Origin of the sequence: Pantoea sp. At-9b (assembly GCF_000175935.2) — a bacterium.
Lineage (GTDB): Bacteria > Pseudomonadota > Gammaproteobacteria > Enterobacterales > Enterobacteriaceae > Pantoea.
In genome coordinates this window covers 1,932,617-1,957,649 of record NC_014837.1, presented here as the reverse complement: position 1 = coordinate 1,957,649, position 25,033 = coordinate 1,932,617, and the positions used below count along the sequence as shown (strand labels likewise).

Here is a 25,033-nt window from a genome sequence, read left to right as displayed (position 1 = left end):
CCAGCCCCAGAGCGACACCAGACGGCGTTATCACCGATTACGTAACTGACCAGCATCAGGCCATGCGCCCGGATTTTTTATGCGCGAAACATCCATATCGGCGCGATTTATCGCGCAGGTTTTGGCGGCTGCTTTAAGGTCAAAGGCACGCGATAAATCGCGCCGCTACGGAACTGGGAGCGCAGCAATGCGCTCCGGGAGAATCAGCGGGATTTCTTGCAGAGGTCTTCGATTTCGAAGTCTGGCAGGGGTTCGCAGTTGCTGGTGTCGCGTTTTTTCAGTTCAGCCAGCGCATCGGCTACCGTGCGTTTTTCCAGCACGTTTAATGATGCCTGTTCGGCTTCATCGGCAATCGATTTGAAATACCAGCACAGGTTAGCGCTCACCAGACAACGCGGCGCGACGTCCGGACGCGATGCCCAGAGTTTTTTGTCTTCAATCACCGAGGTATAAATATCGCGCAGGGTGATCTCGCTGGCAGGACGGCCCAGATGAATCGAACCGGTGCGCCCAAGCGTCGAGACAATGATGCCGTCGCGTGTGAGCGGAACCATAAGTTTCCGAATGAAACTGGGGTTCGCCTCCAGACCATACGCCAGAATGGCACTGGTCGAGCGTTTACCCAATTGCTCCGCCATCGCTACGCTCAAAACCATCTGCAAAGCTGTCGGGAAGCGGTAATCAAGCATTTCTTTAATCCTGAGTTGCGGTCTATCTTGTTGTTTTCATGCCGCGGCAGTGAGTAATCATTGAGCAATAAATATAACAAACACTGTTGCTTTTTAGAAGCGAGCGACTGTGATCAAGGCACGTATTCATCATTTCCTTAGCCACAAGCGCACAGGGTGCTTAATTTATCACTTCCCTTTCCTGCTGCGGGCTGGACTGCGGCAATTTTTGCTTCAGCACTACCACCAACAGCACGTTAATTAACGCCAGCAGGCAAAGCATCCACAGGGTGGCGCTCGCGCCCAACTGCTGAAAAACATAGCCGCCAACCAGCGGCGTCAACGCCTGTCCAATCAACGCCGGACGAGCCATACGCCCGACCACTACGGCATAGGCCTCTGGTTTGACCATCACCAGCGGTAAAGTTCCCCGGACGATGGCGCGTAAACCATTTCCGGCACCGTAAAGCACCATACTCAGCAACGCAAACTGCGGAAAACAGGCCAGCAGCAGCAGGCCAACGGCAACCAAACCCACCGAGAAAAAGGTGGTCCAGATGGGATGGCCGCGTTTGAAAGCGATATCGACAATGCGCGATCCTACCTGGCAAGGCCCGAGAATCGCGCTGATCGCCAGCGCCGCCGTCAGAGAGTGACCGCTGGCCTGTAACAAGGTAATCAATTGCACCGAGATAGCGGTCATAATCACCGAGGCCAGCGTGAAGATACTGCACAGCAACCAGAACAGCCCGGGCGCTAAATCACTGTGCGCCGCTGATTTGGTCGGTTGCAGCGTTTTCTTTTGTAACCTCGCCGGGGGCAAGGCATAGCCATACGCCGGTAGCACCGCCACACATAACAACAACGCGATGGCAAAGCAGGCTCCGCGCCAGTCAAGCCAGTGGATCAGCAACGCCGTACCCGGCCACACCAGCGTGGTGCAGAAACCGGAAATCAGCGTGATACCGGTAATGGCACCACGCGCTTGCCCGCCGTACAAGGTGCCAAGGGTGGCAAACAGCGCATCGTACAGACCCATTGCCATGCCGATACCGATAATCACCCAGGCGAACAGGAACAGGAGCAAACTGTGGCTCAACCCCATCACCACCAGCCCGATCGCCATCATTGCCCCGCTTCCGGCCAGCAAAGCACGGCCTCGTGCGCGCGCAATTAACCGGCCACTCAACGGTGCCAGTAACCCGGACACCAGAATGCCCAGCGACAAGGCACCGTAAACCCACTGTTGTGACCAGCCGGTTTCTGCGACGATCGGATTGGCCATCACCGCCATCAGGTAAAATGAGCCGCCCCAGGAGAGAATTTGAACCAGCCCGAGAGTGATAATGGCGGGAACGCCGGGCTTTGCGTGATGCTCCACGTGAATATTCCGCTAGCAGGCAAAGTATTTGTTATAACACGTTCATCCATCACGAAAAATGCTTATGCCTTCTGGTTAGCGTAATCCTTACATCATGGCTGCAAACCTGCGGTATATTTCAACAAATAAAAAGTATGTTGTAATTATTAACCGCGCTTGCCATCGCTGTCATCTCCTGCCACATTTGGTATGTTGTAACTATGGAGACATGCTATGGCTCGTTACGATTTAATTGCTGACCTGCACGCCTGCGTGAACACGCTGGAGGAGCATCTGGGCGCACTGCGCCAGCAGGTCGAGCAGCAACCTTTACTGATCGCGCGCGTGTTTGGTTTGCCGGATATCGAAAAAGGCCATGAACACGACGAGATATCACGCATTAAAGTGACGCAGCACCTGGGCGCTGAAGCCCGGGAGATGGCGCTCACCCATTATTGTCGGCTGTTTATGCAGCATCAGTCAGAAAAACTCAGTACCAAAGCGGCGGTACGCCTGCCGGGTGCCATCTGTATTGAAGCGGATCAGCTGGCCAGCGAAATGATCACCCGCCAGGTGGCGGAGATTAACGCGCTCAAACAGCGGCTGGAACAGTTGATCACCGTAGAGTCCGGCCTGCCGAGTGAAGCGCGCTTCGAGTTTGTCCATCAGCATTTACGTGGGTTGATTACCCTGAACGCCTACCGCAATGTCACCCTGCTGGACTCCCCGGACAGCCTGCGCTTCGGCTGGGCCAACAAGAACATCATCAAAAACGTTAAGCGTGAAGAGATCATTGAACAGCTGGAACGCAGCCTGAAAGCGAACCGCGCTCAGGCCCCCTGGTCGCGTGAACAGTGGGCAGAGAAGGTGCAACAAGAGCTGGAAGCGGTGCGTGATCTGCCGATCTCCGCCCGCCTGAAAATCAAGCGCCCGGTGAAAGTTCAGCCGGTAGCGCGCGTCTGGCGTGCCGAGGAAAAGAAACAAACCCAGCTTGCCTGCCCTTCTCCGCTGCTGGTGTTATGCCGCGATCGCAGTCAGGTGCCGGTATTGGGAGAACTGCTTGATTATGATGCCGACAATGTGGCGCACCGGTATAAACCGCAGGCTGAACCCCTGCATCTGATTATTCCGCGCCTGCACCTGTGGTGCGATCGGCTGGCCTGATGATGGCCGTAGCGGCGAGACTTATCGCGCGATAAATCGCGCCGCTACGGATTTTTGCAGACTTGAGTAATTTACGCCTTCATACTGCCAACCATCTCTTCCGGGCGCACCCAGGCATCGAATTGCTCTTCAGTCAGATAACCCAACTTCAACGCTGAACCTTTCAGGGTTAGACCCTCTTTATGGGCTTTCTTGGCGATTTCCGCCGCTTTGTCGTAGCCGATATGGGTATTGAGCGCGGTGACCAGCATCAACGACTCGTTCAGCAATTGTTCGATACGGTCGCGGTTTGGTTCAATGCCCACGGCGCAGTGGTGATTAAAGCTGTCCATGCCGTCAGCCAGTAAACGGATCGATTGCAGGAAGTTGTGGATCACCATCGGACGGAAGACGTTCAACTCGAAGTTACCGGATGCGCCGCCCACGTTGACCGCCACATCATTACCCAGTACCTGGCAGCTCAGCATCGTCAGCGCCTCACACTGCGTCGGGTTCACTTTGCCCGGCATGATCGAGCTACCCGGTTCGTTTTCCGGGATGGAAAGTTCGCCAATGCCGCAGCGCGGGCCGGATGACAACCAACGCACATCGTTGGCGATTTTCATCAGTGACGCCGCCAGACCTTTCAACGCGCCGTGCGCATGCACCAGCGCATCGACCGTTGCCAGTGCTTCGAATTTATTCGGTGCGGTAACAAACGGCTGCTCGGTCAGCTCGGCCAACGCTTTTGCCACGCGCACCGCATATTCCGGATGGGTGTTCAGACCGGTGCCCACCGCCGTTCCGCCCAGCGCCAGTTCGGCCAGATGCGGGATGCTGTGTTCAATGTGCTTGAGGTTATGTTCCAGCATCGCCACCCAACCGGAAATCTCCTGGCCGAGGGTCAAGGGTGTCGCATCCTGTAAGTGGGTTCGACCAATTTTGACGATGTCTTTAAACGCTTCCGCTTTGTCGTTGAGCGTTTTTTTCAGCACCAGCAATTGTGGGATCAGCTGCTCCCGCACCGCAATCACTGCCGCAACGTGCATCGCCGTCGGGAACACATCGTTGGAGCTCTGGCTTTTATTGACGTCATCGTTCGGATGCACCAGACGTGACATACCGCGTTCGCCACCGAGGATCTCGCTGGCGCGGTTCGCCAGCACTTCGTTCATGTTCATGTTCGTCTGGGTGCCAGAGCCGGTCTGCCAGATTGCCAGCGGGAATTCATCGCTGTGCTTATCGGCCAGCACTTCGTCGGCAGCCTTCATAATGGCATCAGCACGCTCGGCCGGTAGCAGGCCCAGATCGCGGTTGACCTGAGCCGCCGCACGTTTGGTCAGCGCCAGAGCATGCACCAACGCAACCGGCATTTTTTCTGTCGAGATACGGAAATGTTCCAGTGAACGCTGCGTTTGCGCGCCCCACAACTTATCTGCCGGTACTTCAATCGGTCCCATTGAGTCTTTTTCAATGCGATGGGCTGCCATGACTACGTCTCCTTAACTCAGATATTGAGGTTTAGGCTCAGCGTCACGTCATGCGCGATCGACTGAGCGGGCAAGATTGTCACTTTTCAGAATTTTACATTATGAGAGTCATTCGCATTTATTGCACTGATTGATGTATTTTCAATGGCTGTTTATGCCTTAAAATGCTTATAGCCTTACCGTTATCGGGGATGAATGATGCAAAAATTGAACAATTCGCTGCAAAACTACGCATGGGGCAGCACAACAGCGCTGACCGAACTGTATGGCATCGCTAACCCGCAAGGATTACCGATGGCTGAACTCTGGATGGGAGCCCACCCTAAAAGCCCCTCCACCGTCGAGATCAATGGCGAGACACGCTCACTGCGTGACGTGATTGAAGCCGATAAAACCGCGATGTTGGGTGCGGCGGTCGCGCAGCGCTTTGGAGAGCTGCCGTTTCTGTTTAAAGTGCTGTGCGCCGATCAGGCGTTATCGATTCAGGTCCACCCAAGCAAAAGCGCTGCCGAAGCAGGTTTTGCCCGGGAGAATGCCGCCGGGATCCCCCTGAGTGCCGCCGAACGTAACTATAAAGATGCCAACCACAAGCCAGAGCTGGTTTACGCGCTGACCCCTTTTCAGGCGATGAATGGCTTTCGTGAGTTGCATGAAATTGTTTCGCTGTTCGAGCCGGTGGCAGGTGCGCATCCGCAGATCGCCCACTTCCTGGAGCATGCCGACGAAGCCAATCTGGTGACCCTGTTCACCACCCTGCTTTCGCTCACCGATGATGCCAAATCACGTGCCCTCGGCGTGTTGAAAGCGGCGCTTAACGCCCATGAAGGCGAACCCTGGCAGACGATTAAAACCATTGCCGCCGATTATCCGGATGACAACGGCCTGTTCTCACCGTTGCTGCTGAACGTGATCACCCTGCAACCGGGCGAGGCGATGTTTTTGTTTGCCGAAACGCCGCATGCCTATCTGAAAGGCGTGGCGTTGGAAGTGATGGCGAACTCAGATAACGTGTTGCGTGCTGGTCTGACACCGAAGTTTATTGATATCCCGGAGCTGCTGGCGAACCTGAAATTCCACGCCAAACCGGCAGCGACGCTGCTGACGCAACCGCAGCAACAGGGCGACACGCTCAATTTCCCGATTCCGGTCGAGGACTTTGCCTTCGCCATTCACACCCTGCATGCCCAACCGCAAACCCTGGCACAGCAAAGCGCCGCGCTGTTGTTTTGCATTGAAGGTCAGGCGGTGATTGAGAAATCGGGGCAGCAACTGGTACTGCAACCGGGTGAGTCCTGCTTTATCGCCGCCAGTGAATCGCCCGTAACCGCCGTCGGCAGCGGTCGCCTGGCTCGCGTCTTCAATACCCTCCCATAAGCGGCTGACGACCGTCCGGTTAACTGCTATCATTTTCAAACTATTAATTTAAAACGCCTGCGGGCGTTTTTCTTCACCCGCCGCACACACCAGGTGCCTGCGGACGCATGGATAAGGACGACTCAGCGATGAAAAAGACCAAGATTGCCGTAGGTGTCATTGTGGCCCTCGGGGTAATCTGGACCGGCGCCGCCTGGTTCACTGGCAAGCAACTGGAAAGCCATATTGACCAGATGGTGCAAAACGCCAATGCACAAATCAACGCTTACGCGCCCAACAGCCGCCTGACGCTGAGTTATCAGGATTACCAGCGCGGCCTGTTCAGCAGTAAAGCCAAACTGGTGCTGCAAGCCAGCTCGCAAACTGAAGACAACCCGCTGCTGAAGCCGGGCCAGAGCATTGTGCTGAACACCGTGATCGACCACGGCCCCTTCCCCTTTTCTCAGCTGAAGCATGGCGTGCTGATCCCCAGCATGGCCTCGGTGCATAGCGAGCTGGAAAACACCGATGCGGTGAAGAAACTGTTTGAACTGACCAATGGCAAATCACTGGTTAACGCTGATACGCGCATTGGCTATAGCGGCGCGACGGATACCGCACTGACCCTGTTACCGGCCGATTACCAGGATGCGCAGAATGGCGTGCGTCTGGCAACGAACGGCGGCACGCTAAACGTCAGTGCTGACCAGCAGGGCAACAACATTGGCCTGCAGGGGGATTTCTCCAGCATCGCCTTTGCCAGCAAGAACGAAGTCAACCAGCCGGTGCTGTTCACGCTTAATGGTCTGAAGATGAGTGGTGACACCCATTTGAGCCCGGAAGGGGTACGCGTGGGCGATCAACAGATCACCCTGGATAAGCTGACCGCCAGCGTCAACGGCCAGGAAGGTCTGACGCTGGAAAAAATGAACGGCACGTCATCATTTGACAACAAAGACGGTAAAATTGGCGGCCAGATCGATTATCAGGTCGGCAATATCAGCCTGCAAAAACAGCCATTTGGCGAAGCCAAAGTGACAATGAAACTGGCGCAGTTTGATGCCCAGGCGGTCAAAGCCTTCTCCGATAGCTACAACACGCAAATTCAGAGCCTGCTTAATCAGCCGGGTCTGATCGATGATCCGATCCGTTATCAGGAAGGTGTTCATACCATTCTGATGAACAATCTGCCGACCTTGTTGAAAGGCTCACCCACAGTCAGCATCGCACCGCTGAGCTGGAAAAACGATAAAGGCGAGAGCACCTTTAACCTGAATGTCGGTTTCAACGATCCGGCCAGTGTCACCGGTGAGGCGCAAACCCTGAGTGCGGCTGTGGATCGCGTGCTGAAAACCCTGGACGGTAAGCTGGTGATCAATATGCCGATGGCGACCGAGGTGATGCGCCATGTGGGGCTGGCTGAAGGCTACCAGGGCGATGACGCCCAGAAGCTGGCAGATCAGCAGGTAAAAGGCCTGGCGGCCATGGGCCAGATGTTCCGCCTGACCCAGCAGCAGGATGACAACATCACCACCAGCCTGCAATACGGCAACGGTCAGGTCACGATGAACGGCGATAAGCTGTCGCTCGAACAGTTCCTGTCTCGTTATATGCTGGGCAGCCAAACCAGTGAAGGAATGCCGGAGTAATCCACAACGAAACAAGCGGCTTACCAGCCGCTTTTTTTTATGCCCGCCCGGGCAGCAGCAGTGGCGGAACGATTAAGGTCTGCACCTCACCTGACGGCTGTGCCAGCCGCTGCAACATGCGCTGCCCGGCGCGACGTCCCACTTCACGCGCACCGCTACTGACAAAGGTCAGCGCCGGATCGTACAACTCCCGCTGCGGGTCGTCATTGAAGCCGACTAACGCCAGTTGCTGACTGTAGTAGCTCCCCACCGCCCCTTCCGCCAGCGTTCTGCCGCTATGCAGCGCGCCAAAATAACAGCCCAGCGTCACCGTCGCGTTGTGTGCCAGAATTGCCGTGATACCCGGATGCTGGCGCAACAGCTGCGCGGTGACCGCTGCCACCTCGGGCTGACGGTCACCACATTCAATGATCCATTCAGGCCGGAAGGGTAAGCCATATTGCAGCAAGGTGGCACAGTAGCCTCCGATACGCTCAGCGCGCGTCAGCGATGCGGTGGAGCCGCCGATCCAGGCAATACGTTGATGTCCCTTACGAATCAGGTATTCGGTGGCGAGACGCGCGGCCTGGCTATTATCCGGATGGAGGGAATCCACCTGGTCCAGGCTACTGGCCCGCGCCGCGCAGACCAGGGCGATCCCCTGCTCCTGCGCCTGCGCCACCCATTTTTCGGCCTGCTCCGGAGCACCGCCTAAAATCACCCCATCCACTCCCTGCGCCACTAATGAGGCAAAGCAGCGCTCCAGCTGCTGCCCGTGGTGGCCGCTTTGCGTCAGCACCAGCATCTTACCCTGCTGTTCCAGCACCTCACTCAAACCGGCGGTCATGGCGGCATAAAAGGGTTGGCTGAGGTCGCGCACAATCAGGCCAATCACACCACTTTCGGCCCCGCGCAACACGGCAGCCGATCGATTGCGGATATAACCCAGTTGTTCAATCGCCTGATTGACGCGGGCACTGGTGGCGGTGGATATACGCCCTTTACCGGAGAGCACCAGCGAAACGGTGGTGACGGAGACACCGGCTGCCTCAGCGACTTCATGAATGGTTATCTTCTGCTGCGTCATGGTGTGGGTCACGGCTGTAGAGTGTAGAAACAATGAGATAAAACGTTACACCGTTCAACATAAAAAGAAAGCGTAACGTTAATCACAATTTTGGATTTTGGCAGGAATATCTCTTGGTAAAACGTTTTATCATGCGCGCACTTCACGTTGATCATTGCTTTGCCAGGAGAACGCTATGTCCAGTAGTCGACCGAAAATGTCGCTTTGGGAGTTTTTTCAAAGTTTGGGTAAGACTTTTATGTTGCCGGTGGCGCTGCTGTCGTTTTGCGGCATTTTGCTGGGTATCGGCAGCTCACTGAGCAGCCACGATGTTCTGCGGTTGATTCCGCTGCTCGACCAGCCGCTGTTGCAGTATCTGTTTATCTGGATGGCGAAAATCGGATCATTTGCCTTCAGCTATCTTCCGGTGATGTTCGCCATCGCCATCCCGCTCGGGATGGCGCGCGAAAACAAAGGGGTTGCCGCGTTCGCCGGTTTTGTCGGCTATGCGGTGCTCAATCTCAGCATCAATTTCTGGCTGAATATCAACGCGATTCTCCCTACCACCGATACCGCGGTACTGAAAGCCAACAACATACAAACTATTCTTGGCATTCCCTCGATCGATACCGGTATTCTCGGCGCGGTGATTGTGGGTATCGTGGTGTTCTGGCTGCATGAACGCTTTCACAACATCCGTCTGCCGGATGCGCTGGCCTTTTTCGGCGGCACCCGCTTTGTCCCGATTATCACCACGCTGATGATGGGTGTGCTGGGCCTGGTGGTCCCGATGATTTGGCCATGGTTCGCACGCGCCATTACCGGTCTGGGTTGGATGATCAATAGCGCTGGCGACTTTGGCCCGATGTTGTTTGGTACTGGCGAACGTCTGCTGCTGCCCTTTGGCCTGCAACATATCCTCGTCGCCATTATCCGCTTCACCGATGCGGGCGGCACCCTCGATGTGTGCGGCCATTCGGTGAGCGGCGCATTGACCATTTTCCAGGCCCAACTGGCGTGTCCGTCAACCCAGGGATTTGCCGAGAGCGCTACGCGCTTCCTGTCGCAAGGTAAAATGCCCGCCTTCCTCGGCGGCCTGCCCGGTGCGGCGCTGGCGATGTATCACTGCGCCCGGCCGGAAAATCGTCACAAAATTAAAGGTCTGCTGATTTCTGGCGTGGTGGCCTGTGTGGTCGGCGGCACCACGGAACCGATTGAATTTCTGTTCCTGTTTGTCGCCCCGGTACTCTATCTGATCCACGCCCTGCTGACCGGCCTTGGCTTTACCGTGATGGCCATTCTCGGCGTCACTATCGGTAATACCGACGGCAATGTGATCGATTTCCTGGTATTTGGCATCCTGCATGGCCTGTCGACAAAATGGTACTGGGTGCCGGTGATCGCCGCGATCTGGTTTGCCGGTTATTATTGCATCTTCCGTTTTGCCATTACGCGCTTCAACATCAAAACCCCGGGACGCGAAGTCGATAACAGCCAGCTGGAGCAGCAGGTCAGCCGCGCTGGCGTGGGCAAATCCGGCTATAACACCCCGGCCATCCTCGCTGCGCTTGGCGGCATCGAAAATATCACCTCATTAGATAATTGCCTGACCCGTCTGCGCCTGTCGGTTGCTGATATGAGCAAAGTCGACGATGCCGCGCTGAAGGCGAATGGCGCAATTGGTGTGGTACATCTTAATCAAACCAGCGTGCAGGTGGTGATTGGCCCACAGGTGCAGTCGGTGAAAGATGAAATGGCCCATTTGATGAGTGCGACGGTGTGATGATGCCGACCTTCAACTTTGACCAGGTGATTGACCGCCACGGCAGTTGGTGCACCCAGTGGGATTTCGTTGCAGACCGCTTTGGTGTGCCCGACCTGCTGCCCTTCACCATCTCAGATATGGATTTTGCAACCGCGCCTTGCATCATTACGGCCCTGCATCAGCGGCTTGATCACGGCGTATTGGGTTATAGCCGCTGGCAACACGAGGCCTTTCTCAGCGCCATTCAGCACTGGATGCAGACGCGCTTTGCTTACCCAGTCGCTGCGGAATCGATTGTGTATGGACCTTCGGTGATCTATATGGTGGCGCAGTTACTGCGCCACTGGACACAGCCTGATGATGAAGTGCTGATCCACACTCCGGCTTATGATGCGTTTTACCACACGATTGAAAGCAACCAACGCCGGGTGCTGGCCCTGCCATTACGACCGGACGGCCAGCAGTGGCATTGCGATATGCAACAGCTTGAGCAACAGCTGGCGCGCCCACGCTGTAAAGTGATGCTGCTGTGTAGCCCGCACAATCCGACCGGCAAAGTGTGGCGACACGATGAGTTACAGCAGATGGCAACGCTGTGCGCCCGGCATGGGGTAAAGGTGATCAGCGACGAAATCCATATGGATATGGTGCTGAGTGACGCGCAGCATCTCCCGTGGAGCACCGTGGCCCAATCGGGCTGGGCGCTGTTCACCGCTGCCTCGAAAAGTTTCAATATTCCGGCGCTGACCGGGGCTTGGGGGATCATTGACGATAGCAATGATCGGCAGGCATGGTTTCGCGCTTTGAAGCAGCAGGATGGTTTATCCTCTCCGGCGGTGATGGCTCTGGCAGCCACCATTGCCGCCTATCGCGAAGGTGCCCCCTGGCTGGATGCACTGCGTCGTTATCTGCACGCGAATATGCAGCACGTGGCACATCGCCTGAACCAGGCTTTTCCGCAGCTCAACTGGCAACCGCCAGCCGCCACCTATCTGGCATGGATCGATCTGAATCCGCTGGATATTGATGAACAGCAATTACAGCAACGCCTGATTCACCACTACAAGGTCGCCATGATGCCCGGCTCCACCTATGGCGCAGCCAGTCGCGGTTGGCTGCGACTCAATGCCGGGTGCCCACGCACCAAACTTGACGAGGGACTCAATCGCTTAATTGCCGCCCTGCAAACCCGCTGAACCGGATCAGATGCTGCTTTATGCAGCATCTGCCCTGGCATTTGCGCAAATTGCTGGCGTTGTTGCGCAAGATATTTTTATAATGCTCTGCACTTTACGATAACTCTGCGAGTGCGACATGATTGATACAAAAATCCCTCTGACCGACATCCACCGCCACCTTGATGGCAACATCCGTGCACAAACCATCCTCGATTTAGGTCGCCAGTTTAATCTTGCCCTGCCCGCAACCACCCTTGAGACGCTGCGCCCACATGTGCAGGTCACCGCGAATGAACCGGACCTCGTCAGCTTTCTGCAAAAGCTGGACTGGGGCGTAAAAGTGCTGGGCGATCTCGATGCCTGCCGTCGCATTGCACTGGAAAACGTCGAAGATGCTGCGCGTGCGGGGATTCACTACGCAGAACTGCGCTTCTCGCCGGGCTATATGGCGATGACTCACCAGTTACCGATTGCCGGGGTCGTTGAAGCGGTGATCGATGGCGTGCGTGCAGGCGTGCAGCAATACGGCGTCGATGTGCGTCTGATCGGCATTATGAGTCGTACTTTTGGCGAAGAAGCCTGCCTGCGCGAGCTGGAAGGTTTACTGGCGCATCGCGACGGGATTACCGCTGTCGATCTGGCCGGTGACGAGCTGGGCTTCCCGGGTAGCGAGTTCCTTAGCCACTTTAATCGTGCCCGCGATGCTGGCTTCCGTATCACGGTCCATGCCGGTGAAGCCGCTGGCCCGGAAAGCATCTGGCAGGCAATTCGTGAGTTGGGTGCCGAACGTATCGGCCACGGTGTGAAGGCAATTGAAGATCGCGCACTGATGGATTTTCTTGCCGAGCAGAAAATTGGTATCGAATCCTGCCTGACGTCGAACATTCAGACCAGCACCGTCTCCTCGTTCGCCAGTCATCCGCTGAAAGCCTTCCTCAACCACGGAATTCTCGCCACCATCAACACCGATGACCCGGCCGTACAGGGCATTGAGCTGGCGCATGAGTATCAGGTAGCCGCACCACAGGCCGGTCTGACTGCCGCCGAACTGCGTCAGGCGCAGGAAAATGGTGTGACGATTGCGTTCCTGAGCGATGCAGAGAAAGCCGCACTGCGCGCACGCGTAGCGGGATAAGGTTCACATGCCGTAGCGGCGCGATTATCGGGCGTGTTCTGCTGGTTAGCCAATCGCGCCGCTACGAATACTGATGGCCATGATCCGATACTTCTTTGTCAAAACAAGAATCCACTTGAGTGGCTAATGAATTTGATATCGAACAAGATTTAAACAAATCCACAATGGTTTCATTCATCCTCCGGTTGCCTCGCTTGCGGCACCTTCTTGTTATATTTTTGAATGAGATCATTTGAGTGAAAAATAAGTACCAATTCCAGGGCGTGGCATTATCCCTGCTCAGCGCCAGCATGCTGTTATCCTTTCAACTGCATGCCTATGAGAAATACGATATCAACAAAGCCTACACCGGTGGAGAAAAGGTCACCTGGCAGGGAAATGATTTCCAAGCACAATGGTATGCCAATCCGGGCGAAACACCCAATGCAGCGGTAACGCACGTCTGGGAAAACGTCTGGGAAAAAATAGGTACCGCACCTGAGACCGATCCAGAACCGACGCCGGACCCGGAACCCATCCCCCCTACGCCACCTGAAACCGGCCCCTCCGACTATCCACCCTACCAGGCAGGTAATCAGTATAAGCAGGGTGATATTGTCAGCAATAAGGGCCAAGATTATCAATGTCTGGTAGCGAACTGGTGTAGTGGGCAAGCCTCTGCCTATGCACCGGGTGAAGGTTGGGCATGGGAAGCCGCCTGGCACCTGCACGGTGTTGCACCTGAAGCTGGCATGGAAATTAGCCAGAAAGCCCTGAATGCGCGTGAAGAAACCCTGACAAACTTTCCTCAACTGGTTGCGGTGAAAAACGCCATCCGCACGTTGAGTAACGATAAGGTTGAGCAGATTAAACCCGGAGCGGCAACTAACCCAGCGAACGTGAAACGGGTGGAAGCGCTGGTAACAGCGGATAAATGGGAGACTTTCTTCCCACACCGCGATGCAGCCTACACCTATGAAAATTTCCTGAAAGCCGTCGGGAAATTCCCGGTGCTGTGTGCTGATGGTGAAAATGGACAGGACGCCGATGCCATTTGTAAAAAGACCCTCGCCACGATGTTTGCGCACTTTGTTCAGGAAACCGGTGAACATGCCAATCAGAGCGACGTCGCGCAGTGGCAACAGGGCTTGCATTGGGTGCGGGAAATGGGCCTGGATGAAACCTCTTATGATAAATACACTGGCGCAACCTGTAATCCTGATACCTGGCAGGGAAAAGCCTGGCCGTGCGCGAAAGACGCCCAGGGCAATGCCCTCAGTTACTTTGGCCGTGGTGCCAAACAACTGAGTTATAACTTCAATTATGGTGCCTTCTCGCAAGCCATGTTTGGCGACGTGAATGTCCTTCTGAAGGCTCCCAATCTGGTTGCCGATACCTGGCTTAACCTGGCCAGCGCGATATTTTTCTATGTACAACCACAACCGCCGAAACCAAGTATGCAGGCGGTTATCGATGGTAGCTGGCAGCCGAATGATGCTGATAAAGCCAATGGTCTGGTGCCCGGTTTTGGTGTGACGACGCAGATCATTAACGGTGGCGTCGAATGTGGTGGTAGCGTGGAAATTCAGCAGTCATTAAACCGTATTGAGTACTATAAAGCATTCGCCAAACAACTCGGGGTTAGCATTGCTGATAACGAGGTTCTGGGTTGTAAGGGGATGAAGCAATTCAGTGAAGCCAGTTCAGCGGCTATGCCGTTGTTCTGGGTAAAAGATGATAGCTACGTGGCTGAGAATCCGGGTGGTAAGTCTTATGCCTGTAAGCTGGTAAATTGGCAGGAGAACGATTTCAGCGCATTGACTCAGGGAGATTATACTCGCTGCGTCAAAGCCAGTTTCCCGGATGTTGTCATCAAGGATTGATGTTCTAACGGTCCTCTCCCACTGACGGCAGAGGACCGTGTGCAATTACTTCAGTGACAGGGTCTGGCGTTTTTCGGCCGATTGCAGACCCAGCTCGATTAACTCCATCACCTGAATCGCTTCCTCCGCCGTCACCGGATTCGCAGCGGTGCCCGCGATCGCGTCACGCACGGCCGCATAGTAGGCCGGATAGTTGCCCGGCAGCGTCAGCAGTGCTTTCTCCACCATCACATCACCGTCCGCCAGGGTCAGCACGCCATCACGCATATCGTAACCCCACTCCTCTTTAGGCGGACGTTCGCCAGCTTTCAGGCGATCCTCCTGCGGATCGAGGCCATATTTGACGTAGCTACCCCGGGTGCCGTGCACAATAAAACGTGCCGACTCCGCCGCCGCCAACATACTGGCATGCAGCACCACACGCCGTTGTGGATAGGTTAACGTGGCATGGAAATAGTCAGTGGTTTGCGCACCGGTGCGCAACTCCGCCATATCCACATTGATCGCCACTGGCGTACCAAACAACTGCAACGCCTGATCCAGCACATGTGGCCCAAGATCAAACCAGATACCGCTGCCCGGCCCTTTCATCTCACGCCAGCGCTGACGGACTTCCGGACGGAAGCGGTCAAAGTGCGACTCCAGATAACGGATCTCACCCAAGGTGCCATCCGCCAGCAGTGATTTCAATGTGAGGAAGTCGCTGTCCCAACGACGGTTATGGAACACGGACAGCAGCAAGCCTTTGGCTTTCGCCAGCGCATCGAGTTCGCGCGCCTGCGACAGGGTGACGGTAAAGGGTTTATCAACCACCACATGTTTACCGGCGTTCAATGCCGCTTTTGCCAGAGGGAAGTGGGTGTCATTCGGCGTAGGAATGACAATCAGATGCAGTGTCGGATCGTCCAGCAATGTTTGGGGATCGCTGACCACCTGCACCGATGGCCAGTCAGCGTGCACTTTAGCAGCGTCGCTGCTGGAAATCGCCGCCAGTTCAACATCTGGCGTTCCGGCGATCAGCGGTGCATGGAAAGTTTTGCTGGCAAATCCGTAGCCTATCAGGCCGACACGAAGTTTATCGCTCATTATCATTCCTCTTGTTCGTTACCTGACTGATTTAAGACGAATCAGCGCGTAGCGACAAGCGGGAATCAGCCGAAAACTCAGGATATCGCACTCCGTGCCGGTTGCCAGCTCTCTTGCGCCACCAGCGCATCGTGCGCATCCTGACTACGACGGCGGAAATCACTCGGGCTGACACCGACGCGTTTGCGGAACACCCGCGAGAAATACAGCTGGTCATCATAGCCCACTTCACGCCCCACGGACGCGATCGGTTCCTGGGTGGTCTGCAACAGCAATTTCGCGCGGATCACGCGCTGATCTTCACGCCAGCGCAGTAGGTTAATCCCCATCTGCTCACGGAACAGGTGGGCCAGACGCGACGGCGACAGACAGACATGACGCGCCACTTCTTCGATTTTTACCTCGCTGGCCAGATGATTGGTCACATACTGGCAGGCTTCAATCACGCGTGGATCGCGAATTTGCTGATGGCTGCGCGGATCTTCTTCCACCGCACGCAATAACAGCCGCTCCAGCAGGTTCATCGCCAGTTCTTCGGCGAAGCGCCGTCCGGAGTTATGGGTCTGTTCAATGCTGGCAAACAGACGGTCAAATTCTGCGCGCTGTGCTTCCGGCAGACGCAAGCGCCCGACACCCTGGGTTTCATCCTGCCATTGCAGCCAGTCGGTCCAGTAAGCACGTGGGCGGAAATAGACCCAGCGATGGAACCAGCATGGGCTGTCTGGCGCACGGCCATAATAATGCGGGGTTTTCGGCTGAAACAGCAGCATATCGCCTGGCAGGCAGTCGAATGACTGTTCGCCATCAAATACCCGGCCTTCACCCTTGATGGTCAGGTTGAGGATATAGCCTTTCATACCGAGCGGACGGTCGATAAAAAAATCGAGCGGGCCATCGGCGGTAATCGGCGTTAGCCCGGCCACCAGCCAGGCATTAAAAGGGTAGCCCGGCAGTAACGGGTTTTGTTGTGCCACAGGGGGTTCACGGTGGTACATAATGCCCTCACTTTTCGCGTGATTGATTACCGTAGCGGGACGGCCTGCGCCGTCCCGTGCTGTTCACCGATTCAGGCGGCTTTATTTTTCTGTTTGTAGCGGTCAAAAATCACCGCTGCTAACAATATCAAACCGCGTACCACATACTGTGAGAAGGGCGAAATATTCAGGAGATTCATCGCATTCTCAACCGTCCCGAGGATCAGCACCCCGGCAACCACGTAGGAAATCTTGCCGATGCCCCCTTTCAACGACACCCCACCCAACACGCAGGCCGAGATGACGATCAACTCGTATCCCAGCGAGGTCATCGGCTGACCGCTGGTCATACGCGAGGCCAGAATGATACCGGCCGCTGCCGACACCAGTCCGGAAAGGATAAAGATGATGATACGGGTACGCACCACCGGCACCCCGGCGAGGCGCGCCGCTTCCTCGTTCCCGCCAATCGCCAGCGTGTTGCGGCCAAAGGTGGTTTTATTCAGCAGAAAGCCGAACACGATCATGGTGGCGATAGTCAGCCAGATCGGGGCCGGTAAGCCAAACCAGTTGGCATAGCCGAGGGCGAAGAAACGTTCATCTTCGATCCCCACCGCTTTACCGTCTGAGAAGATATAAGCCAGACCGCGCACAATCTGCATGGTCGCCAGCGTGGTGATCAACGCATTGATCTTCAGCCGCGCGATAACGAAACCGTTGATAAAGCCGGTCGCCATACCCAGCAGTAACCCTGCCGCGACCCCAATCCACAAACTTTCGGTGAGGTTGATCACCACCGCCGTCACCACACCTGCACAGGCGATAACCGAGGCCACCGACAGGTCAAAATCGCCGGAGGCGAGGCAAAACAGCATGCCGCACGCCACCATCCCGGACATCGACATCGCCAACCCCAGCCCTTTCATATTGATAAAGGAGCCGAAGTTGGGAACAAAAATGGTACAGGCAATAAACAGCAGCGCGAACACCACCAACATGCCGAAATTATCCCAGATACGCCCCAGTTGCAGGCCGCTGCGCTGCGCAGGTGGCGTATTAGAAGTGGTAGATGAAGCCATAATTGCTCTCCTTTACATCAGGCCACGGCGGCCGCTTGAGTCGTTTTCGGCATCGCCAGGCCCAGCGTCAGCTGTTCCGTGGCACGGTCGTGTGGCAGTTCACCGGCAATTTCACCTTCGCGCATCACCACGATACGGTCAGCAAGGCCCATCACTTCAGGTAAATCGCTGGAAGCAAACAACACGGCAATACCTTTGTTTGCCAGTTGATAAATCAGGTTATAAATCTCATGTTTGGCACCGACATCAATGCCACGCGTCGGTTCATCCAGCAGGATCACGTTCATCTCCTCCGACAGCCAGCGGCCAAGAATCGCCTTCTGCTGGTTGCCGCCGGACAGGTTCATAATCAGCTGTTGCGCATGCGGGGTTTTGATATTGAGCGAGCGGATATGGCTGTCGGCGTTTTTCGCTTCCCACCCCGGCTTAATCAGACAACCGGCGGTGAGATTGTGGCGGCGCGCGCTGATATTGATGTTGTCGCGTACCGAGTGCACCGGGATGATCCCTTCGGCTTTACGATCTTCCGGACACAACATAATCCCGGCACGGATCGCATCGATCGGTTGACGAATGTTGAGCTTTTTGCCGTCCAGTGACACGCTGCCGCCACGCAGGCGGGTGGCACCAAACAGCCCCTTCATCAATTCACTACGGCCCGCTCCCACCAGACCGAACAACCCGACAATTTCACCGGCCCGCACCTCTAGCGAAATGGGCATACGCACACCCTGCGCCTCCACCTGGTCCAGCTGCAAACGCACGGGGCCCAAATCACGTGGCGCGTAACCATAGATATCCCCCAGATTGCGGCCCACCATCGCCTGTACCAGGTCTTCATGGTGAGTGTTGTGCATATCGGTGAAGGTACGGACGTAACGGCCATCTTTAAACACGGTAATGGCGTCACTCAGAGCAAAAATCTCTTCCATACGATGCGAAACATACAGCACCACCCGTCCCTGCTCACGCAACTGACGGATGACGCGGAACAGATGTTCAATCTCGCGCGCTGACAACGAGCTGGTGGGTTCATCGAAGGCAATAATGCGCGCGTTGCGTGCCAGTGCTTTGGCGATTTCCACCATCTGCCACTGGCCGAGCGACAGGTACTTCAGCGGCATATCCGGATCGATATCCATGCCGAGATTTTTAAGTTGTAACCCTGCCTCATAACGCAGCAGTTTGCGGTTCACCAGACCGTGACGATGCGGAATCTGACCGAGGTAGATGTTCTCTGCCACGCTCATTTCCGGCACCAGATGCAGCTCCTGATAGATAATCGCCACGCCCGCGTCCAGCGCTTCGGTGGTGTGATTAAAACGTACCGGCTGGCCTTTGATGTGGATCTCACCGGCGCTTGGCTGGTAGCTGCCGCTGAGAATTTTCAACAGCGTGGATTTGCCCGCGCCGTTTTCGCCCATCAGCGCATGCACCTCACCGGCGCGGCAACTGAACGAGATATCCTGTAACGCTTTAACGCCAGGGAACGTTTTGCTGATGCCATGAAACGACAGAAAAGCGGGATCAGTGTTCATGGAGACTCCTCTATGCCTACATACTTCGTGCGCAACGGCTTAAGCAGCGCGCTTATCCCAGGTGGCTCAGGCCATCAAGCGCCTGGGGATAAGCGCACTTGTGGTTTGGCGACTTACATCAGCCCTTTTTTCGCCAGCTCAGTTTTGAAGTTATCGCGGGTGATCAGCACCACGTCGGTCACTTCAGTAAACTTCGCCGGTTCTTTCCCTTTGGTTACCCAGTCATACAGCATCTGGCTGCTTTTATAGCCGTGTACGTCCGGGCTGGGCAGCAGCGAACCATAGAAGCCGGTCGGCTCCCCTTTCGACAGCTCGCTCACCGCGTCCACCCCGTTGATACCAATACCGATCACGTCTGGTGCCTTAAAGCCCTGACCTTCGGTGGCGCGCACGCCGCCCAACACGGTGTTGTCATTCATACCGATGATCAGCCAGTGTTTTACTTTCGGGTGCTGCACCAGCAGCGAGTTACCGGCGTCAAATGCGCCCGGGATATCGTTGGATTTAGTCGGAACCTGGTAGATTTGCGCAGCCGGGAAACCTGCCGCTTTTAACGCATCCATGGAACCGGAAGTACGGCGACGGGCAGTGTCCAGTTCATTCGCGGTGATCGCCATCACGCCGGTTTCTTTCACATCCCAGCCACGTTTCTGCATCTCTTTATACAGTTCCTGGCCCTGACGCTCGCCGATTTTGGTCGCGGCCATCATCACCAGTGGCACGGTATCCATCGGCTTGCCTTTGGCATTGACGAACTGATCGTCAACCGCAATGACCTTCAGATCGTAACTGCGCGCTTTCGCCATGATCGCCGAGCCCAGTTTCGGGTCCGGCGTACAGATGACGAAACCTTTCGCGCCGCTGGCGGCCAGGCTATCGATCGCATTCAGGGTTTTTTCGCCATCCGGCACGGCGATTTTGATCACTTCAAAACCCAGATCTTTGCCAGCTTTATCGGCGAAACGCCACTCAGTCTGAAACCAGGGTTCCTCCGGTTGTTTGACGAGAAAACCGAGCTTCATCGTCTCGGCGATAGCGGAATGTGACATAACCGCGGCGAGACCAACCGCCGCCAGCGCTTTAGTGAATTTATGCATGATGCTCTCCGGCACAATGGTGTTTTTAGCGTGCAATAAACGAATCGGTGTAAGCGCTACCACTCTGATTTCTCTTGCGGGTACAGCGAAAAATCAGCGCGTTAGAGCAAGGTTTGTACAAAGGCTGTGCAAACGCTGGGCTAGTTGTAGCGGGAAAAGCGCCAAAAAATGTAGAGCGGTATCACATCCCGGAACGACGACAAAAACATCCATATATTCAGCAAAATTAACCGGTCATTAACTTTTGCAGTGGATCACGAAATGGCTGCTGATGGCAGAAAAGTGCATATTCTCAGCCGGGGATGACTAACCGCTCCAGCCCACCCATTCCAGGATACACACAGATAAATGACACAGGAGAATTTCAATGGGCGCTGGCGCTATCACCATCGGGCTGGATTTTGGCAGCGATTCTGTCCGAGCCCTGGCCGTGGATTGCCAAAGTGGCAAAGAACTGGAAAAAGCGGTGGTCAACTATCCGCGCTGGGCCAAAGGATTGTTTTGCGATGCGCATGCCAACCGCTTTCGCCATCATCCGCAGGACTATATTGATGCACTGGAACAGGCACTGGTTGCCGTGGTACAGGCACTCAACCCCGAACAGCGTGCCGCGGTAGTCGGCATTGGCGTCGACAGCACCGGTTCGACCCCAGCACCGATCGACCGCGAAGGCAAGGTGCTGGCGTTACGTCCTGAGTTCGCCGACAACCCCAACGCCATGTTTGTGCTGTGGAAAGATCACACCGCCATAGAAGAAGCCGAAGCGATCAACCAGCTTTGCCACAGCGGCCGCTTCACCGATTACACCCGCTATATTGGCGGCATTTATTCGTCTGAGTGGTTCTGGGCCAAAATTCTGCACGTTTCGCGGGAAGATGCTGCGGTACGCGACGCGGCCGTCTCCTGGGTGGAGCTGTGTGACTGGGTTCCGGCGCTATTGAGCGGCACCACGGCACCGCACCAACTGCGTCGTGGCCGTTGCGCTGCCGGGCATAAATCGCTCTGGCACCCGGACTGGCAAGGTCTGCCACCTGCCGATTTCCTCAACGCGCTCGATCCACTACTGACCGAACAGCTCGACTATCCCTTATTTACCGATACCTGGACGGCAGATATCCCGGTCGGCACGTTGAGCGCCGAATGGGCACAACGCCTCGGTTTGTCCCAGCAGGTGGTGTTGTCGGGCGGTGCCTTTGACTGCCATATGGGTGCCGTCGGGGCCGGTGCACAACCTTATACCCTGGTAAAAGTGATTGGCACCTCAACCTGCGACATTTTGATTGCCGACAGTGACAAAGTCGGAGAGCGCGCGATTAAAGGTATCTGCGGTCAGGTGGATGGCAGCGTCGTGCCGGGAGCCATTGGCTGCGAAGCCGGACAATCCGCCTTCGGTGATATTTATGCCTGGTTCAGCCGTCTGCTCGGCTGGCCGCTGCAACAGGCGGCGCAACAACATCCTGAGCTGCGCGCCCAGCTGGAGAGCCTGCAAAAAGATCTCATCCGTCAACTGACTGAAGCCTGGGCTGCCGATCCGCAACTCGACCATCTGCCGGTGGTGCTGGACTGGTTCAACGGACGTCGTACCCCGGATGCTAACCAGCGTCTGAAAGGGGTGATTACCGACCTGAATCTCGGCACTGATGCTCCGGCCTTGTTTGGCGGACTGATCGCCGCGACCGCCTTCGGTGCACGCGCGATTATGGAGTGTTTCGAGCAGCAGCAGATCCCGGTGGAGAACGTACTCACCCTCGGCGGTATTGCGCGCAAATCCCCAGCCATCATGCAGGCCTGCTGTGATGTGATGAACCGACCGTTGGATATTGTCGCCTCCGATGAATGCTGCGCCCTTGGTGCCGCTATTTTTGCCGCCGTTGCCGCGCAGGTCTATGCCGATGTCCCGGCAGCCCAGCAGGTGATGGCCAGCCCGATCGACGTCACGCTGCAACCAGACAGCCAGCGCGTGGCACGCTATCAGCAACTTTATAAACGCTATCAACATTGGTGCCAGGCCGCTGAACCGCAGTATGCCGCACGCACCGTTTCCGCTAAGTGAAGGAGTGGTTTTATGGAACAGCACAACACACAACAGGTGTGGTTTGTCATTGGTACGCAACACCTCTACGGGGCGGAAACGTTACGCCAGGTGGAACAGCACGCGCGTCAGGTGATGGACGGCCTCAACCAGGCGGGCATCCTGCCCCTGCAACTGGTACTGAAGCCGCTGGTGAAGTCACCAGATGAAGCGCTGGCGCTGTGCCGCGAAGCCAATCACGCCAATGAATGTATCGGCATCATTACCTGGCTGCACACCTTTTCACCGGCCAAAATGTGGATTGGTGGCCTGAGCATCCTGAACAAGCCGTTGCTGCAATTCCACACCCAGTTCAATGCTGAGATCCCATGGGACAGCATGGATATGGATTTTATGAACCTGAACCAGACCGCACACGGTGGTCGCGAGTTTGGTTTCATCGGTGCCCGCATGGGACTCCAGCACAGCGTGGTGACCGGCCACTGGCAGGATAAAGAGAGCCAGCAGCGCATTGGCCGCTGGGTCCGTGCCGCCCAGGCGCGTCAGGCCAGCCAACAGCTGAAAGTCGCCCGCTTTGGCGACAATATGCGTGAAGTGGCGGTGACCGAAGGTGACAAAGTGGCGGCGCAGATTCAGTTCGGCTATGCAGTGAATGGCTGGGGCGTCGGTGATTTGGTCGAGGTGGTCAACAGCATCAGCGATGGCGACGTCAACGCGTTGATCGATGAATACGAGAGCCATTATCGCTTCAGCGATGTGGCGGCCGTGAACGGTGAGAAACGCCAGAACGTGCTGGATGCCGCGCGTATCGAACTCGGTCTGAAACGTTTCCTTGATAGTGAAGGCTGTAAAGCCTTTACCACCAACTTCCAGACGCTACACGGCATGACGCAACTTCCGGGTCTGGCGGTACAACGTCTGATGGGTCAGGGCTATGGTTTTGCCGGTGAAGGCGACTGGAAAACCGCCGCGTTGTTACACATCCTGAAGGTGCAGGCAGGCAACCGTGCGGGCGGCACCTCATTTATGGAGGATTACACCTACCACTTCTCTCCTGGCAATGACCTGGTACTGGGTTCGCATATGCTGGAAGTGTGCCCGTCAATCGCCAAAGAAGAGAAACCACTGATTGATGTGCAGTTCCTCGGTATTGGCGGCAAAGCCGATCCGGCACGCCTGATTTTCTCTACCCCAGCCGGACGTGCGGTCAATGCGAGCGTGATCGATCTGGGGGATCGCTTCCGTCTGCTGGTGAATGTGGTCGATGCCATTGAACAGCCCAAACCGTTACCGAAACTGCCGGTGGCACGGGCGCTGTGGCGTGCACAGCCATCACTGGCAACGGCGTCTGAAGCCTGGATTTTGGCCGGTGGCGCGCATCATACAGTGTTCAGCCAGGCGCTGGACCTCGACGATCTCTATTTGTACGGCGAACTGAACGGTATCGAAGTGCTGGTGATCGATGAGGAAACGCGTTTACCGGCGTTCAAAGATGCGCTGCGTTGGAATGAGGCGTATTACCGCTTAATGCGTTGATGATTTTCTGGTGAGTACCGGGTTGCGATCAATCGCGACCCGGTTATTCGCGCTGATGAACAGACCTGCACTGTGGCGCTATCTTTTCAGGAACACAGTTGTTGCAGCTCACCTGCGCTTAAACCGGTAACCTTGCTGATGGTTTTAAGGTCTAATTTTTCAGCAAGCATATTTCGCGCTATCTCCAGTCGGCTTTCCTGAAGTCCTTCCATTCGACCTTCCATTCGCCCTTCCATTCGCCCTTCCTGCCGCCCTTCCAGACGTGACTCCAGCCGCCACTGTTGTTCAATAGTCATAATCTGTTCCTTTAGTTGCGGTTTGCCCTGCATCAGTATATCAATCACCTTCTCCTGATCATCCGTATCGCCATGTCGCAGCAGGTAGAAGATGACATCGATTGACAGGTCATCATTGTAATCCACCGCCAGCAAGGTTGCCATTGGGTCGATATTTTCCAGTAGGTCGCGCAAGCGTACAATCTTATGCGCCATTTCCAGCCGGGCAACGCCGCGGTGTGTCATGATCTGCTCATCCGGAAGCACAGTGACATCCACCAGCGGAAAAGGTTGGCAGAAGATTTGCGTAGCCAGCTCCCGATCGCGAAAAGAAGATAGCCAGTCCATCGTGTAAGGATAGGGACTGGTTTTACCGTGATAGAACAGCATCGGCACCACGATCGGCAACTCGCTATGCCCCTCATCAATGTGGCGCTGCATCGCCGCGATGGTATAGCGCATCATCCTCAGGGTCATAAACTTGTCGGGAGAGCTTTGATGCTCAATCAAGGCATAAATATATCCCTCACCTCCCTCCATCTTCATCGACATGAGCACGTCAGAATAGAGCGCACTCAGGTCCCGTTCTATAAATGTGGTTGGGATCAGTTGCAATGTGTCGAGGTCACAGCGCTGAAGTAGGCGCGGTGGCAAGTGAATTTCCAGGAACTGCCTGGCGATACCCTGATGGCTGAGAAACCGTTTGAATAACGCATCATGGGGTGTGGCGGTGGCACTCATTCAGGTTGTCCCTGCCAGGATGATCAA

General features: G+C 55.7%; 19 protein-coding genes. 9 read left to right on the top strand and 10 right to left on the bottom strand.

What is annotated here, in order from left to right:
* Window positions 1–203 precede the first annotated feature (203 nt).
* Both PAT9B_RS08965 and PAT9B_RS08960 read right to left on the bottom strand, forming a co-directional pair.
* On the bottom strand, window positions 204–689 hold the full coding sequence (locus tag PAT9B_RS08965) for an Rrf2 family transcriptional regulator (protein WP_013508937.1): 486 nt from the start codon (window positions 687–689) through the stop codon (window positions 204–206).
* Window positions 690–849: 160 nt separating this feature from the next.
* A complete protein-coding gene (locus PAT9B_RS08960) occupies window positions 850–2,049 on the bottom strand; it encodes an MFS transporter (RefSeq protein ID WP_013508936.1) in 1,200 nt (399 codons plus the stop codon).
* A gap of 213 nt (window positions 2,050–2,262) precedes the next feature.
* Here PAT9B_RS08960 and tus point away from each other — a divergent pair, with 213 nt between their 5' ends.
* On the top strand, window positions 2,263–3,192 hold the full coding sequence (gene tus / locus PAT9B_RS08955) for a DNA replication terminus site-binding protein (protein WP_013508935.1): 930 nt from the start codon (window positions 2,263–2,265) through the stop codon (window positions 3,190–3,192).
* Window positions 3,193–3,263: 71 nt separating this feature from the next.
* On the opposite strand, the gene fumC is transcribed toward tus, so the two are convergent.
* Window positions 3,264–4,661: a class II fumarate hydratase gene (fumC, locus tag PAT9B_RS08950; RefSeq protein ID WP_013508934.1), complete on the bottom strand. Its 1,398-nt coding sequence runs from the start codon at window positions 4,659–4,661 to the stop codon at window positions 3,264–3,266.
* A 198-nt stretch (window positions 4,662–4,859) separates the two neighbouring features.
* Between fumC and manA the strand changes: the two genes are divergently transcribed.
* Entirely contained in the window at window positions 4,860–6,035 is a 1,176-nt protein-coding gene (manA, locus tag PAT9B_RS08945) for a mannose-6-phosphate isomerase (RefSeq protein WP_013508933.1), read from the top strand.
* Between the two features lie 128 nt (window positions 6,036–6,163).
* Window positions 6,164–7,663: a YdgA family protein gene (locus PAT9B_RS08940; protein ID WP_013508932.1), complete on the top strand. Its 1,500-nt coding sequence runs from the start codon at window positions 6,164–6,166 to the stop codon at window positions 7,661–7,663.
* A gap of 37 nt (window positions 7,664–7,700) precedes the next feature.
* Here PAT9B_RS08940 and malI read toward each other — a convergent pair whose 3' ends face one another.
* Window positions 7,701–8,729: a Mal regulon transcriptional regulator MalI gene (malI, locus tag PAT9B_RS08935; protein WP_013508931.1), complete on the bottom strand. Its 1,029-nt coding sequence runs from the start codon at window positions 8,727–8,729 to the stop codon at window positions 7,701–7,703.
* Between the two features lie 175 nt (window positions 8,730–8,904).
* On the opposite strand from malI, the gene malX reads away from it, so the two are divergent.
* The 4 genes from malX (at window position 8,905) to PAT9B_RS08915 (ending at window position 14,648) form a co-directional block, all read left to right on the top strand.
* Complete coding sequence (gene malX, locus PAT9B_RS08930) at window positions 8,905–10,491, top strand: maltose/glucose-specific PTS transporter subunit IIBC (RefSeq protein ID WP_013508930.1); 1,587 nt, start codon at window positions 8,905–8,907, stop codon at window positions 10,489–10,491.
* Complete coding sequence (locus tag PAT9B_RS08925; RefSeq protein ID WP_013508929.1) at window positions 10,491–11,669, top strand: MalY/PatB family protein; 1,179 nt, start codon at window positions 10,491–10,493, stop codon at window positions 11,667–11,669. Before malX ends, PAT9B_RS08925 begins: the two co-directional genes overlap by 1 nt.
* A gap of 118 nt (window positions 11,670–11,787) precedes the next feature.
* A complete protein-coding gene (gene add, locus PAT9B_RS08920) occupies window positions 11,788–12,786 on the top strand; it encodes an adenosine deaminase (protein ID WP_013508928.1) in 999 nt (332 codons plus the stop codon).
* Between the two features lie 290 nt (window positions 12,787–13,076).
* On the top strand, window positions 13,077–14,648 hold the full coding sequence (locus PAT9B_RS08915) for a glycoside hydrolase family 19 protein (protein ID WP_041525938.1): 1,572 nt from the start codon (window positions 13,077–13,079) through the stop codon (window positions 14,646–14,648).
* Between the two features lie 45 nt (window positions 14,649–14,693).
* Here PAT9B_RS08915 and PAT9B_RS08910 read toward each other — a convergent pair whose 3' ends face one another.
* The 5 genes from PAT9B_RS08910 to PAT9B_RS08890 form a co-directional block, all read right to left on the bottom strand.
* Window positions 14,694–15,734 carry an oxidoreductase gene (locus PAT9B_RS08910; protein ID WP_013508926.1) on the bottom strand — a complete coding sequence of 347 codons (1,041 nt, stop codon included), beginning with the start codon at window positions 15,732–15,734 and terminating at the stop codon, window positions 14,694–14,696.
* Window positions 15,735–15,811: 77 nt separating this feature from the next.
* On the bottom strand, window positions 15,812–16,729 hold the full coding sequence (araC, locus tag PAT9B_RS08905) for an arabinose operon transcriptional regulator AraC (protein WP_013508925.1): 918 nt from the start codon (window positions 16,727–16,729) through the stop codon (window positions 15,812–15,814).
* A 71-nt stretch (window positions 16,730–16,800) separates the two neighbouring features.
* Window positions 16,801–17,787 (bottom strand): L-arabinose ABC transporter permease AraH, encoded by a 987-nt coding sequence (gene araH / locus PAT9B_RS08900; RefSeq protein ID WP_013508924.1) that lies wholly within the window; start codon window positions 17,785–17,787, stop codon window positions 16,801–16,803.
* A gap of 17 nt (window positions 17,788–17,804) precedes the next feature.
* The gene (gene araG / locus PAT9B_RS08895) at window positions 17,805–19,325 is read right to left on the bottom strand and encodes an L-arabinose ABC transporter ATP-binding protein AraG (RefSeq protein WP_013508923.1); all 1,521 of its coding nucleotides are present in this window, start codon (window positions 19,323–19,325) and stop codon (window positions 17,805–17,807) included.
* Between the two features lie 113 nt (window positions 19,326–19,438).
* Window positions 19,439–20,422 (bottom strand): arabinose ABC transporter substrate-binding protein, encoded by a 984-nt coding sequence (locus PAT9B_RS08890; protein ID WP_013508922.1) that lies wholly within the window; start codon window positions 20,420–20,422, stop codon window positions 19,439–19,441.
* Window positions 20,423–20,789: 367 nt separating this feature from the next.
* Here PAT9B_RS08890 and PAT9B_RS08885 point away from each other — a divergent pair, with 367 nt between their 5' ends.
* Together PAT9B_RS08885 and araA are read left to right on the top strand one after the other, a co-directional pair.
* Window positions 20,790–22,475: a ribulokinase gene (locus tag PAT9B_RS08885; RefSeq protein ID WP_013508921.1), complete on the top strand. Its 1,686-nt coding sequence runs from the start codon at window positions 20,790–20,792 to the stop codon at window positions 22,473–22,475.
* Window positions 22,476–22,487: 12 nt separating this feature from the next.
* Complete coding sequence (araA, locus tag PAT9B_RS08880) at window positions 22,488–23,990, top strand: L-arabinose isomerase (protein WP_013508920.1); 1,503 nt, start codon at window positions 22,488–22,490, stop codon at window positions 23,988–23,990.
* An 86-nt stretch (window positions 23,991–24,076) separates the two neighbouring features.
* On the opposite strand, the gene PAT9B_RS08875 is transcribed toward araA, so the two are convergent.
* Window positions 24,077–25,006: an Rpn family recombination-promoting nuclease/putative transposase gene (locus tag PAT9B_RS08875; protein ID WP_013508919.1), complete on the bottom strand. Its 930-nt coding sequence runs from the start codon at window positions 25,004–25,006 to the stop codon at window positions 24,077–24,079.
* Between the last annotated feature and the right edge of the window lie 27 nt (window positions 25,007–25,033).